Below are 13,844 nucleotides of genomic sequence, written 5' to 3'. Positions count from 1 at the left end.
CGCACGAACAGCGTGCCGGAAAACGGCCCCGGCACGCTGTTTCACGTGAAACACCCCAGGTAGGGACTCAGAGGCCGCGCCAACCCGCCTCGTCGACACCACCCGGCACGGCGTCCGCCGGCGCGTACGGCTCCCGCGTGAAGACGAACGACGCGAGGTCGAGATGGCTCACACTGCCGTCGGCGCGCCGCACCGCCCGGAGCGTCTCCCCCTCGTAGTAGCCGTTCAGCCCGACCCAGCCGCCCTCGGGCAGCGCCCGGAAGCAGGCCCGCCGACCGGCACCTCGCAGCGGTTCGAGCACCACGGTCCGCTCGGGACCGAGCCGGAGCCCGTAGGAGTACGTCCCCCAGTACCAGGGCCCCGTGAGGGACAGGAGCTCCTCGTCGACCTCGGCCTCCGGCAGGGGGCGCCATGGCTGCGGGAACCTCGGTTCGGCGTCCGCCACGATCCGGATCAGATCGGCGGCGACGGCGCCGATCGCCACCCCCGAGGTCGCGTTGGCGAGAGCGACCCCCGCCAGCCCGTCCTCGACGCTCACCCAGAGACAGGCGACGAAGCCCGGGAGCGATCCGCTGTGGCCGATCAGGGTCCGGCCGTCCCTGCTGACCAGCTGGAGCCCGAGGCCGTAGCTCCCCTCCCAGTCGCCCTCTCCGGTCGCGGCCGCGGGAGCCCGCATCTCCGCCACAGAGGCCGCATCGAGCACCCGCTCGCCGCCCGCCGCGAGGAATGCGGCGAACCGGGCGAGGTCCGCGGCGGTCGACCAGAGCTGACCGGCCGGCGCCATGATCCCCAAGTGCTCGGACGGCTCGGGCAACATCACGTCGGCCCAGGGGTGCACCGCCCAGCCGCCCGCGTGCGGGGCAGCGGGGTCCACCGTCGTCCGTTCCATCCCCAGCGGCTCCAGGATCTCGCGCCGCAACGCCTCTTCCCAGGGCACGCCTCGCACGGCCTCGACCAGCGAACCGAGCAGGGTGTAACCGGGGTTGGAGTAGTGGTGACGGCGCCCCGGAGCCCGGACGAAGGGCTCCTCCCCCAGCACGTCGGAGAGCTCCGGGCGCAGCTCGGCGGACGACCGCTCCCACCACGCGCCGGGCGTCTCGGCCGCGAGGCCGCCGCTGTGCCCGAGGAGTTGAGCGATCGTCACCTCGCCCACACCCGTTCCCTTCAGGTGCCGCTCCAGCGGATCGTCGAGTCCGAGGAGCCCTTCGTCGCGAAGTCGCAGCACCAGGACGGCGGTGAACACCTTGGTGATCGAGCCGATCCTGAACTGCGTGTCGGCGTCCGGCGCGTGTCCGTCCACGCAACTGCGGGCACCGCTCCAGACCATCGCCCCCTCGCGGACCACCGCCCCCACGAGGGCCGGCGCCCGCCCCTCGGCCTGGGCCACCGCGACGCGGTGCAGCAGAGCACGCTCGGTACCGGGCAACAAAGCTTCGAAAGATGTCGTCACGGAAACATCCAACACCCCGTCACATACGAAGCTTCCCGGGGAGGGTGCTGTAGGGCCTCGCCGCGCGAGGCACAGGCCGCGCTCGCCGACCAGCGGTTCTTCCGCCGTCTCAGATCGATGGCACAGCCGCTCAGTCTCACGGACGTGGCATTTCCTCGCGGCCTTGGCCGACCGGTGAGCCCTGAACCGACTGGTCGACGACGGCGACTCCTACCCTTGGGTGAGGCCGAACCAGATAGTCTGCAACAAAACCATCTGCTACGGTCCCCCTTGTTGCGACAACCGGCGGGGGAGACCACACGTTTGCCGCATTCGACTCCGCGCCGTCGCACGCCTCGCCCACCGCCGACGAGCCGGCTCGCCATCCATGCCGCAGCCGCCCGACCCGCCCTCCCGCCCCACCCCGACCACCGAAAGGCTGACCGACATGAGCGAGCGCACCGCCACTGAGACCACCACCGGCACCACCCAGAACGACGGCCCGGCCCCCCGAGTGCTCACCGACCAGGAGCTCTCCCAACTGTTGAGCCGACAGCAGTTCGGCGTACTCGCGAGCGTCAGGAGCACCGGCCACCCGCACCTGTCGACCGTCCTCTACGACTGGAACGCCGAGGAGCGCGTCCTGCGGGTCTCCTCCACCGCCGACCGCCTCAAGGTCCGCCAGTTGCGCCGCGACCCGCACGCCTCACTGCATGTCAGCGGCCCGGACATCTGGTCGTTCGCCGTGGCGGAGGGAGAGGCGGAGATCGCGGACCCGGCCGACGAGGCGGCCCCTGGCGAGCAGCCGCTGCCTGACCGGCGCGTGACCATCCTGCTCCGGGTCTCGCGCCTGTACGGGACCGCCCTGGACGTCCCCGCCCAGGACTGAGGAACCGCGCCTCGCCGAAGCAGGAAAATGCGATCAAACCTCACATATGGGGCGAGCAACATCGCTCGCTGCGCAGCGAGCGAGATCCCGACACCCTTCAGTGCGGCAGGGAGCCTCACAACTGCGGCATAAGTGCCATCGGCGTGCCGTCGCAGCTGAGACCGGGCCACGAAAATTGCGACCCTACAGTGCTGTAGGGTCTCGCGGCCTGTGTCGGACGCCGGTCCTATGGCCTGAGGGTTTGCCCGCTGTCTCACGCCTTGTCGGACGCTCGGCGTCTCAACTCTGTGTCGGAAATCGCAGGTGACGGCGAGCGGCTGCGGCGGCGCAACCCGCCGAACTGGGGTACGGGCAAGAACTGCGTCACCAGCCGCTTCTCACGGTGGGCGCCATGCCATGCCAGCGGCTGCGACCCGTTCCAGAGAGAGGGCGCCCGTCGAGCCAGGCGTTCACGCGACCGATCAGCAGCAGGCAACGGTCACGAGGCCTGCTCGGCGCCCAGTGAATGCCCTGGCGCCCCGGATCCACATCCTCTCCGGACAGGCCCAGGCGTCCCAATGCAAAGCCGGGGAGCAGCGAGAGCGCGGCCGCTACCGTCGGGTCATGGAGACCATCATCACCGCAGTGATAGCTGCGATCGCCGCTGTCAGCGGCGGCCTGATCGGAAGATCCGCTGGGCTTAAGACCGCCCAACTCACCACTGAGGCCGCACGCGCCGCCACGCACTATGCCACCCAGCGCGACACCATCGTCGAGTTCCTCGCTGCCGCCGACAGAGAAATGACACTGGCCTGGGAGGCTGAGGCCGGCCGCGCCGACCACACTGGCTACGCGCACACCCGGGCACAGGACGAAGCGCACTTGGCGTCCCGCCGCGCCCTGACGCTGATCGAGTTGACCAACGCCCCCGAGGTAGGAGCCCAGGCCCACGCGGTATTGGTCGGCCTGCGTAGCGCACGTGCGGCAAAGGATTGGGAACCGTTCAAAGCAGCCCGGGCCCGGCTGATCTCCACCGCCCGAAACCACCTGGACGCTCTGTGACCTTTTTCGCCCCGGCAGTTAAGCAGCGCCGCCGTTTGCGACACGGTCTGGACCGCACCGGCCGGTCGGCCTTGGCGCCGTCGGGAAGTGAAGAGACAGTTCGGTCCCGAGGACGTGCCGGCGACCCGACACCTTTGCCTCGGATCCGTCCATCCGGTTGGTCCTCCGGCGTAGTCGAGCACGCCCGTCCGCAAAGACTTCCCGGTTACGACTGGGGGCCTGGTCCGACGCCGTGAGCAGTCCGATCCGGGGGCTGTCCCATCGCCTGGGCGCTGACCGTAGCCGTGACTTTCGCCCCGGGATAGCGTCCTTCCAGCTCCTTGACCAGGCTCTGCACTCGGCGGGGGGTCTCCCTTGGGCTGACGCACCGCAGCACGGGAAGCGGCGGCAATTCCTCGCCGTTGGACCAGGTCCCCTCGATGACCAGGTCCGGGCCGATCATCCGGGATCCTCGTTCCCGGGCTTCTTGGGCTGCCCAGTCCGGCGGCGCCGTTCTCGACACCCTCAAAGTCAGGACGTGGCCGGCGTACCGTCCCTCTCGGACGGGCTCGGGCATCGCTGGCCTTGCGCGGCGCGGCTCCAGTGGGTGTCCGCAGCCGATCGGCCACAGCCTCGGGGCGTGGAGCTCACTGTTGTAAGGCTGGAGGTACGGCCTGCCGGTTTCTGGGTTGATCGTCTTACGCGCCTGCTCGATCCAGCGCTCGTACTTGCGGGAGGGCTGCGCGCGCTCACCCTCGGCTTCCACCAGAGGGAGGTCATAGACCTCCGAGATGGCGCGCTTCGGGGAGAGGCCGAGCTTAAGCGCGTAGTTGTACATCGTGCCGATGGTGGCGGCCCGCAACTGCACACCGTCCGCCTTCTTCTTGTGCGGTGTGGGAAGGGCCAGGGAGACCACCCAAATCGAGCTGCGGGGGAGTTCCTTAGCTGCCTCAGCTGCCTTTCTTATGCGCCGGACCAGTTCGGGGTCGTCGGTCGGTCGCCGGGCGTTGCTCCGGGTTCGAGGGGGCGGGACGTCCCGGACGGTGCGCGTGCTCCAGGTCGGCCAGTCGATGTCGACCTCTATCACCCAGCCCGGCCACCCATAGAGATTCCGCAGGGTGACGCCGGTCTCGGTGAGGTCCATCTCGATCTGACCGAACCCCATCCCGAATGCCATACGGCCACTATCTCGCAAGCCCACGTTCGGCACCGTCACGGTCGTCCGGAGAACACCCCCGATTTTGTCGGGCAGGATCTCCCTACGATCGCCACGATGCTCGTGCCATGACCAACAGCAGCTCCGCTCAGACGCCTTCCGCCCAACCCCAGCAGTCCTACCCGGCTCCCGCAGGCCCGGCTGCTGCGGCCCTGCTCCCTCTCCTGATCCTGCTCTTCGTCCTCGTCGTCCTCATTATCGGAGCTGGCCTGCTCTACGTGACGATCGCGCATCCCTCGCTCGCGACCCCGCTCACAGTCGCGATCGCCGGCGTGACCCTCGTCGTCACGATCGCAGGTGCGATCGCCGCCTTCCTCGCCATCTCCAGGAGGTAACTTCCCTTCGCGCAACCGGTGTGCCCTCTACGCTGGTTGTGGATGGGCAGTGCCAAGGTACTTCCCACCACTGTCCGCATGCCGCCCCTACAGTCAGAGCACGGCAGTACGCTCGTTCTCCACGGTGACTAAGGGTGGGTTACGCATGGACGACGGCGCTCCGATCAACGTCAGCAGCCTCCTCAACGGGGACGACCCTATTGAGGAGGCCGGCGAAGACTTGTTGCAGCGGGCCGATCTCGCGGACGCCTTCGCTGCAGAGATCCGCAACACAGCCGCGAGGTACGGCGCCGTTTTCGCGCTTACGGGAAGGTGGGGGTCCGGCAAGACCTCGTTGCTGAACCTCACGGCTAGCGCGCTGGAGTCGGCCGACGACGTACAGGTCGTGAAGTTCAACCCGTGGTTCTTCTCTGGCACCGACCAGCTCATGCAGTTCTTCTTCGACGAACTGGCCGGACAGCTGCGGGACGGCCGGACGCGGAAGGACAAGCTCAAAACCGCAAGCCGTGCTGTCGCCGAGCGTCTGGGCAAATACTCATCCGCCCTGTCACCGCTGAAGTTCATCCCTGGCGCTGGCGCCGTTCTGGAAGTCGCAAGCGCCCTCACCGAAGGAACTTCCAAGCTCTTGGGTGACGATCAGACGAGCGTTCACCAGCAGCGGGCTGAGATCACTGAGCTTCTCGCGAACCTGCCAGGTCGGATCGTCGTCTTCGTCGATGACATTGACCGCTTGTCGCAACAAGAGATTCGAGACCTCTTCAGACTGGTGCGTCTAACTGGCTCGTTCCCGAACGTCGTCTACGTCCTGTGCTTCGACCGTAGTGTCGTGGAGTCTGCGCTGACGGATGGAGCTGTCCAAGGATCTGCTTACCTCGAGAAGATCGTGAAGATCTCGATGGAGGTACCACCCCTCCCCACTCAGGCCCTCTCGCCGGTTATCTCCTACGGGCTGGCCGAGTCGCTCGACGGTATCGATGGCGGACCACTCGACGAAAAACGCTGGCCGGACATCTTCGTGCAGCTCATTCTCCCGATGTTCTCCACCATCCGAGATGTGAAGCGGTACTTGGCCTCGGTCCCCTTGGCGGTCCGCAGCCGCCACGCAGAAGTGAGCCTCGTGGACGTCCTTGCGCTCGAGGCGCTTCGTGTCCGCTACCCCGCAGCGTACGACCTCCTGCCAACCGCTGCGGACTTGCTCACGGGAACCTCCTCGATCGGACAGCGCAACGCGGAACAGACACCGCGCGAGAAAGCCTTCGCGGACGAGTTCATCCACCTTTTGGGCGGCCATGCCAAGTCGGTCATCCAACTGCTGTTCCCCGCTGCCAACCGGCTCTTCGGCGGCCCTGCTTACGGTTCGGATTGGATCTCGACCTGGGAGCGGGACCGACGCGTGGCTTGTGGCAACGTGCTGGGTATCTACCTTCACCGGCAACTTCCCGCAGGACGGGCGCCTGTCTGGTTTGTCGACAACGCCGTGGGCACGATCGGCAATGAGACAGCGCTCACCGAAGCATTGGAACAGGTGCCGGACCCTCTGCTGGACGACGTCCTCAAGCGTCTTGTCCCCCATCTTCGGGAGGTGTCCGTGGATCAGGTGCTGCCCTCAGCTACGGCACTGATGCGTCAACTGCCCCGCATCCAGTTGGGCCCAACCGGGATGTTCTCCCCAAGAGGCGAGTGGGCTGTCCTAGGCCCGGTGATTACCCTTCTCCGCACACTTGATGGAGAACCTGCCGACCGCGCCGTCACCAGCCTCTTCCACAGCACCACGCACCTCTATGGAAAGGTCTTCTTGCTCGACCTCATCGGAGGCCACTCGAACGAGCAGAGGCTGGTCTCAGAAGGAACCGAGCGTTCCCTGAGGCAGGAACTCTTCGCCCAGCTCTGCGCAGCCAGTCCTGAGGATCTTGCGCGCGAAAGGATGCTGCTGCGGACGGTAGTCGTGGCGACGGTCGACGCAGACAGCCCTTCAGCCGCGGAGTGGCTCGCCAACACCGAGGTTGTGGCGCGCCTGTTGGAGAGCGCGGTGACGTCAGCACACAGCCAGACTATGGGCAGCGTGGCGGTGAGAACGGAGGCACGGCTGGTGTGGGACTCGCTAGTGAGCGTCTTCGGTGGGGAAGCAGGGCTAGCTGAAGCCGTCGTATCCCTTCGCCGTTCCCTGGACGAGGGAGCGATCGAGTCAACCGAGGAACTGACGACTGCTCTGGCACTCTATGAGAAGTACTCGGCAGGATGGCGCCCCGAGTTCTGACTATGCGTCATGCCGCTCACTCCGCCTGTACCGAATTCCTGCCTGCTTGATCGGCCAGTTGCTGTTCATCGCGTTGATGTGTCCGGATCGCCCTGAGTGTCTTCCTCCCCAAAGGAGTCAGGGTCATCGGCCGTCCCCGTTCGGCTCTGACCAGCAGCGGTCCGCCGAGCTCTCGTTCGATCCGGTTAATCTGCGCGACGAGGGTGAACGTGTTGAGACCGAGGTCACTCGCCGCCGCGCCGAGGCTGGGAAAGGCGGATGCAGCCGCGAACCGCCTCAAGCGTTCACTGGCACCCTGACCGCTTAGTGCTGGCCGGAGGACGCGCGGTGCTCGATAGGCCTGGTCGGCAGCGCGAAGTGCCTGGCTGTGACTGGCTCCTCCGCGTGATCGCAGCGGAACGTTGTGGGTGTGGGCCCAGCGGGCCATGTTCGCGGTGCTCATGCCGGCTTCTCGGGCGAGATCCGGCAGGGTCCGGCGGCGGTGGACGTACTGCTCGATGAGCCAGTCCCGTTCGACGGTGCCGCGGCGCTTGTAGTCCTTGGGGCCCTCGCGGAGCGGGATGCCGTACTCCTTGGCGAGGTCGGTCAGCACTCTGCGGGAGAAGCCGGTGAGGGTGGCGATCTGCTGGAGGGACCGATGCTCATCAAGGTAGAGCCGGGTGAAGCGCTCTGCCGGAATGGCTTGCCGGGCCTGCTGCCGGATGCGGCCGGTGGCCCTGGCGGTGCTTTTCGTCAGCGGGGATGCAGGGGCTGGATGTTCATCGAGGACATGTCGGATGGCCTCGACGGTCGTGCCCAGAACCTGGGCGGCGTGCTGAACAGGGTGCTGGCGTTCGCGGACAAGGTGGTGCAGGCGGGGTAGGTCGACGTGTGCCGGGTCAGGGCCGGGAAGGGAGAGCCCTGCCAGCAGGGTGGCGGGCGGCTGCCAGGTCACGGGCTCGTCGTGGATGTGGTGTGAGGCCAGGAAGGTGAGAGCTTCCTGCTGGAGGGCGTGCGCGAGTTCGGGGGTCTGAAGCGCGGTGAACCGTAAGGACGTCGCCCGGAACTCTGCGCTGTCGAACCCGCCCAGGTCGTCGGGGAGAGACTCGGCAGGCAGGCCGCTGAGGCGTTGGAAGAGCTGGCTGCGTGCGATGCGTTCGCGCCGCCCGGTTCCCGGTGGTGTTCCGGTGCGGCGGCAGATCTCCAGCCAGCGGTCATGAGGAAGCAGGCCGGTGTAGTCCAGGAGTCGGCGCCGGCCGTAGTCGATGGGGGTGCTATTGGCATCGAGGTAGTCCGCGAGCCGGTCCAGGGCAGTGGCGATGCCCGGCCAATGCGGAAGGTCGTCGAGTTCCTGGAGAAGGCGTGAGACCTCAGTTCCGTCGATGGCGTCGCCGATCAGCCCGGCTGCCTGGTCCAGGGATGTTCGGCTGTCGGGTATCAGCAGCAGGGCGGCGAGGACTGGGGCCAGAGCCCGCGCATGGATGCCTTCAGGTGGTGCGAGGCGGATCGTCCAGGACGGCCAGAACATCGTGGGGATCTTCCTGGCTCGCTGCTCGATGTCCCGAGTGGTCCGGGTCGGCCGACGGGGGGTCTCGGTCGCGACGCGGTAGCGGACATATTCGCTGGGACGGAGGGCAGGAGCGAGGGCAGCCAGGTGCACGGACTGCAGCACCGGGCTGATACCCCTGCCCCAGCTGTCGATACTGGTCGCCGAGATCTGCGTGAGTTCCTCGCGTACTGCTTCCAGCAGGCGTCGCAGGGCCTCGCCGGCCGGGTGGATTCCTGGTTGCTCCAGGATGCTCAGGGCCATGGTGACCGCGACGGCCGTGTCAGCGGCTCGTGGCGGTGCCATGAACCCCGGACGTTCCATCGCCTGTCCGGTGTGCAGGGAGACCGGATCGGTGCTGAGGTGCGCTTCTGCGATGTCAGCCGGGATCCTTTCCCGTAGGACAGCCGCAGGCAGGTCGCTCAGGACGCGTATGCCCAGGGCCCGGATGTCGGCCAGCACTGCCGATGCCGGCTGGGGAGAGGTCCGGTAGGGGCCGAAAGTAGCTGTTGCCCCATCGATGATCTCCATCACCCGGTCCTGCGCCATGAGAACCGGATGGCCAGGAGGCAGAAGAAGCGTCGAAGCGCAGGTCAGATCGGTGCCGCAGCCAGCCGAGAACGGCCGGGTGGGACGGGTCGGTGGATTGCCGCAGAGTTCAGGCAGGGGGACGGACCGGCCGGAACGGGGCCGCTGCCGCGGCACCCTCCCGCAGTGCGGGCAGCAGTCCGCCAGCAGCCTGCTGTGCCGGGTGCAGGCGAAGGAGAAACCGAGCCTCCAGGACAGTTGCCATCGCCCGCCAGTGGCAAGAAGGCACTCCGGGCAGAACCGGGATCCCCCTCCACGGCCCCAAAGGACGTGCCGTGACACGGCCCGGCCTCCGGCACTCATGTGGAGGGCCCGTCCGTCGTAGTGCGCCAGGGTCAGGGCAGTGACTGTCTCCGGGGACGTCCCGGTGGCGTGCGCGACGGCATTGGTCTGCGGTTCGTCGAGGACGATCGTCCAGTCTGCCGGGATGCCCCGGAACTGGTTTCCGGCCCGGTGCCGGACCGGGAAGCCAAGGTGCAGCAGGACATCACCGAGTGCGGTGTCCATCCGTCTGGCCGTTGCCTCCAGCCATGAGTCCAGGGCCTCGCCGGGCAGCGGAGGCAGCCGGATCGGCAGGGTTCGGGCCAGCGTTCTCATGCGGGTCGTCGCATCCGGGGCCGCGGGCGGCTGGTCAGCCGTTTCTTCTCCAGCGCTGCCTGAAGTTCGAGGCGGGCAGCCTCGGATGCCTCGTCGTTCTTCACCCGGTCCATGAGCTCCTGGTCAAGACGTTCGGCGCCGGTGCGGACCGCCCGCTGGCAGCTGCGGTTGATCAGCGTCATCAGCGAGCCGATGTGTCCGGTGCTGCGGGCGAAGAGGTAGTCCGACAGGTCGTCCGCGAGCATGCCGGGGTGCTTGTCGGTGAGCACGACGCGCTGTTCGAGGGCCAGCAGCATCTGCCGCCATTCCCGGCGCCCGGCCTCCGTATCGATGGTGAACGGGCGAAGCCCGAGGCGGGTGGTGCGGCGGCCGGTCTGGGCCAGAGCCGTGTCGCGCCCGTTCGTTCCTTCGCCGAACAGGCCCTTCTTCGCGAGCTCGACCCCCACCATCAGCAACGTCACTGGGAACTCGTTGGCGATCCACTTCAGGTGGTTGCTCACCTCGATCCCGCTCTTCTGTCCCCATTTCAAAAAGTGCAGATCGTCCAGAACCACCAGGCGGACATCGCAGGACAGCACGCAGTCCAGCACCCGCCGTCCGAACTGGGCGGTGGTCCCCCGCATCTGTCCGGGGTGGCCGAAGAACTCCAGCATGGCCCGGTTGAGATCCTTCATTCCGGTGTTCCCAGTCAGTCCGACCCGGCAGACCGGGATCCGCTCGTGCCCTTGGCTCGTGAACGCTCCAGACTCCTCGATCTCCCGCTGGTGGAAGTCGCGGGCGAAGGCCAGCACCGAGGTCGTCTTGCCCAGCCCCGGGAACGCATCGACGGCCACCGCCCCCTTGGCCTTGTCGCCGTCCTGCTCGTTGCTGTCGACGATGTCCCATAGGTCTTCATGGAGCTCTGTCAGTTGCGGCGTCTTCACCGGGCCGATGTTCGCGTGCCACTGCCGGCGCTGACGGTCATAGTCCGCCCGCGCCTGTGTGGGCAGGGACTTCAGCTGCTTGCGGGTCAGCAGGTCGGGCCGGCTGCGGCGAGGGCTCTCCGCGAACGCCTTGAAGTCCTCCTTCCGCGACAAGGCAAGACTGCCCGGCTGCAGAACGCTGCCGACGTTCACACGTCCTCCAGGGCATCAGCGTAGAAGTCGTCCTCCCCGGCGAGGTCCTCCAGATCAGCCTCGTCGTCATCCCCGGTCTCCGTCACCACGCCGGGCTCCCGCAGCTCCGCGGTCTGCTCGTCCTGGCCGAGGGCCTTGCGTACGGACGGAAGCGAGACGACCGTCTCCGCCTCACTCTCCGGAAGTTCGATGGCGGCCTGCTCGCGCGAGAGCCGCAGGGCCATGCGCCGCTCGGCGATCGTGGTACCCAGGCCGAGATTCCACCGCTCCAACAAGTCAGCGACGGCGAGCCGGTCGTCGGGAAAGCGATACTTCGAGGCCGCCAGTTGGCGGGCGAACGTCAGCGCGTCCTCGCTCAGCGGCATCTCGGCCGACGGCGCGTGTTCCCAGACCAGCGTGTTCCAGGCCCGGGTAGCCGGATCGCGGAAGTAGATCCGGGTGATGTCGTCGGGGTCCACCTGGAAGGGCCAGCCGTTCTTGACCGGACTGTCGTAGGGGCTGCGGACTCCCGGCTCGGGCAGGCCAGGACCGATGTAGCGGCGGCGGCCGATCTCGACCCCGTAGTGCTGGACCGTGCGCCACTTCGTCTGCAGGAACTCGAACGCGAGATCGCGATCCCGGGGAACCTCGATGTAGCCGGCGCGGGCCATGCCGTGCTCGAACATCTTCGCCGGGGACATCCGCAACCCCGGCAGACCCGGATCGACCAGACTGGAGTGCGGTCGGCAGTGATAGACGGTCGCAGTCCACTCGCGGATGATCGCCTCAAGCTCGTCGAGGAAGAAGAACGCGTCATCCTCCGGGCGCTCGCCCCGCGAGTGGATGTCGGGCCCCTTGTAGCCGGGCAGCACCTGCAGCAGTCCCTCCCTTAGGGTCCGGAAGTAGCGCTCCACCGGCCCCTTGTCGCGGCCCGTCCGCAGCCGGGCCGGCTGGATGGAGATGCCCATCCGTCGGCAGACGCTGGTCAGATGTTCCGAGACGTAGACCTTGCCGTGGTCGACGACAAGGGTCTCGGGGACCAGGGGTGGCGAGGCCAGGCCCGGTCCGGTGGCGCCTTCGACGTCGACCAGGACGGTGCGGGGGATGCCATGCTCGGGCCAGACCGCGTGCCGCGGCCAGTCCCGCCCCGCCGGCCTCGGCCGAAACGACTGGAACAGCACCGCACTGATATCCACCGCCTTCGTCGAGACCGGCGTGAGCCGGATCCCCGTGATGCAGCGGGTGTACCAGTCCATCCCGACACTCAACTCGGCCTGAACCCACTTCAGCGTCAGCGGGTCGAACGCGAAGACGTCCAGGCGGGTGGAGTCCATCAGCAGGTACTCACCCGGCCGCGTCGGCCGCAGCTTCCCGTACGGACCCTCCGGCCGACTAGCGATATCCCGATTGCGCTTCGTACTCAGCCGGAACAGCGGATGGCGTCGCTCCAACTCCTCCAGAAGGCGGAACGCTGTCGCCCTGCTCGGTTGCGGCACCACCCCATCACCGAACCTCGCGATCACCCGAGCCCGGGTCCGCTCGATCACCACCGTCCGAGACGGCCGCGACTGATCGGCGTGCTCGACCATCACCTCCACCGCGGTCTCCACCCACCGGTCATCGACCGAGGTCTGTGACCGCTCCGACCGCATCCTCCTCGGTGCAAGCCCGGCCTCGCCATGTTGGAGAAACCCAGCGACCCAGCGCTCAATGGTGCGGATCGTCACGCCAAGTTCGGTCGCCTTCGCTGCCTTCCTCGCCTCCATCGGCGCGGCCGTGGCGTAGGCGGCCTTCGGCTCGTCGTCGGCCGCCAACTCCCTGCTGCCGGAGCGAAAACCCGTCAGCACCTCGCGGACGTGCCCAGCTCGCTCCAGGACTTTCTGCCTCTCCTCCGTATCGAGCTGCCCGAGGACCACGGAGGCGATCTCGCCTTCGTCGTCCGCAGATGGTCCCGGGCTGTCAGGACTGATCGCAGCGCGATCGGAGAACAGCAGTTCCTTGAGAGACAGCCGCAGCAGCCGCCCACGACCATCCTTCAAGACCACTTCGTTGCCCGCCGTGGTCGCGGCCATCTCCACCACCTCGACGGATTCCCCGTCGTACCAGAAGCGCGTGCCAACTCCGACTCGAGTCGCCGCCCCGCTCACGTTGCCCTCCGCAGGACGTGCGAAGGGCCGAGGGGCCGGTCGAGATCGGTGACGAAAACCTGCGTCCAGAGCAAATGGTGGATCGCGGCGCGGACTTGAAGTTCTGGGTGATCCGGCAGGCACCCCATGGCCTGTCCCAGAAGAAGCCCGTCGAGATCCGCGTCCCGTAGCGCTTCCAGGATCTCGGTGTTGAACAACCACTCCCTGCGGTAACCCGCGAGGAACCGGATGTTCTCCAGTTCTGCTGCCGGAGGATCACTCCAGACCTCGTACTCCCATCCCCGCGACTCCACCACCCTCCGGGTCCAGTCGAATGTGAACGCCACCTCCGGCTTGGACAACCGCTGCATCGGCTTGACGTCAACAACCACCGGCACCTGCCCTGTGAACAGGAGGTAGTCCGGGATGTGCCGACGTACCTTCCCCTCCAGTGCCGTCTGCAGCAGAAAGGGCTGGGCCACGATGGCTCGTACGGACGGATCAAAATCGGCGAAGAGCAGGCGTGACAGCTCAAGTCGTGACTCGTAGATCACGTGGTCGCGCATCGTCGCCGACCAATAGGTACCCGAGTAGTGCTTCTGGTCCCTGTACCAGCGGAAAGTCCGCCACGGACGAGCCGTCTGCAGCGACACCGCTGCCACAGACGCCCAGGAACACTCTTCAACCCCGCCACCGTGCCCACGAAAGCTGACCGTCGCTTCCATCCCCACTCCCGAGTTGGAGTTGCCCCCGGCAGCACGATGCTCC

The 13,844-nt window shown here is 67.2% G+C and carries 10 protein-coding genes; 4 read left to right on the top strand and 6 right to left on the bottom strand.

The genetic code is table 11. The annotated features are described in order from the left end of the window. Positions 1–67 precede the first annotated feature (67 nt). Entirely contained in the window at positions 68–1,450 is a 1,383-nt protein-coding gene (locus tag MRBLMG1_RS08345; RefSeq protein WP_367822269.1) for a serine hydrolase domain-containing protein, read from the bottom strand. A gap of 427 nt (positions 1,451–1,877) precedes the next feature. Here MRBLMG1_RS08345 and MRBLMG1_RS08340 point away from each other — a divergent pair, with 427 nt between their 5' ends. Together MRBLMG1_RS08340 and MRBLMG1_RS08335 are read left to right on the top strand one after the other, a co-directional pair. Further along, complete coding sequence (locus MRBLMG1_RS08340) at positions 1,878–2,318, top strand: pyridoxamine 5'-phosphate oxidase family protein (protein ID WP_367822268.1); 441 nt, start codon at positions 1,878–1,880, stop codon at positions 2,316–2,318. 603 nt (positions 2,319–2,921) lie between these two features. Further along, positions 2,922–3,359, top strand: coding sequence for a hypothetical protein (locus MRBLMG1_RS08335; RefSeq protein WP_367822266.1), 438 nt, complete (start codon positions 2,922–2,924; stop codon positions 3,357–3,359). Between the two features lie 205 nt (positions 3,360–3,564). Here MRBLMG1_RS08335 and MRBLMG1_RS08330 read toward each other — a convergent pair whose 3' ends face one another. Beyond that, positions 3,565–4,515 (bottom strand): hypothetical protein, encoded by a 951-nt coding sequence (locus tag MRBLMG1_RS08330; protein WP_367822264.1) that lies wholly within the window; start codon positions 4,513–4,515, stop codon positions 3,565–3,567. A 107-nt stretch (positions 4,516–4,622) separates the two neighbouring features. Between MRBLMG1_RS08330 and MRBLMG1_RS08325 the strand changes: the two genes are divergently transcribed. Continuing rightward, positions 4,623–4,889, top strand: coding sequence for a hypothetical protein (locus MRBLMG1_RS08325; RefSeq protein ID WP_125746764.1), 267 nt, complete (start codon positions 4,623–4,625; stop codon positions 4,887–4,889). Between the two features lie 145 nt (positions 4,890–5,034). After that, on the top strand, positions 5,035–7,146 hold the full coding sequence (locus tag MRBLMG1_RS08320) for a KAP family P-loop NTPase fold protein (protein ID WP_367822262.1): 2,112 nt from the start codon (positions 5,035–5,037) through the stop codon (positions 7,144–7,146). A gap of 16 nt (positions 7,147–7,162) precedes the next feature. Here MRBLMG1_RS08320 and MRBLMG1_RS08315 read toward each other — a convergent pair whose 3' ends face one another. From MRBLMG1_RS08315 to MRBLMG1_RS08300, 4 genes are read right to left on the bottom strand one after another with little or no spacing between them, the layout of a single operon-like run. Next, positions 7,163–9,856: a TniQ family protein gene (locus MRBLMG1_RS08315; protein WP_367822260.1), complete on the bottom strand. Its 2,694-nt coding sequence runs from the start codon at positions 9,854–9,856 to the stop codon at positions 7,163–7,165. After that, positions 9,853–10,971, bottom strand: coding sequence for an AAA family ATPase (locus MRBLMG1_RS08310; protein WP_367822258.1), 1,119 nt, complete (start codon positions 10,969–10,971; stop codon positions 9,853–9,855). The genes MRBLMG1_RS08315 and MRBLMG1_RS08310 overlap by 4 nt, the downstream gene beginning before the upstream one ends. Next, positions 10,968–13,097, bottom strand: a complete 2,130-nt coding sequence (locus tag MRBLMG1_RS08305; RefSeq protein WP_367822257.1) for a helix-turn-helix domain-containing protein — start codon at positions 13,095–13,097, stop codon at positions 10,968–10,970. Before MRBLMG1_RS08305 ends, MRBLMG1_RS08310 begins: the two co-directional genes overlap by 4 nt. Further along, positions 13,094–13,801 carry a TnsA-like heteromeric transposase endonuclease subunit gene (locus MRBLMG1_RS08300; RefSeq protein WP_367822255.1) on the bottom strand — a complete coding sequence of 236 codons (708 nt, stop codon included), beginning with the start codon at positions 13,799–13,801 and terminating at the stop codon, positions 13,094–13,096. The genes MRBLMG1_RS08305 and MRBLMG1_RS08300 overlap by 4 nt, the downstream gene beginning before the upstream one ends. Between the last annotated feature and the right edge of the window lie 43 nt (positions 13,802–13,844).

This window comes from Streptomyces sp. LMG1-1-1.1 (assembly GCF_040815545.1).
Lineage (GTDB): Bacteria > Actinomycetota > Actinomycetes > Streptomycetales > Streptomycetaceae > Streptomyces.
The sequence above is the reverse complement of the archived record's forward strand: the minus strand, read 5'-3'. Positions and strand labels throughout refer to the sequence as shown.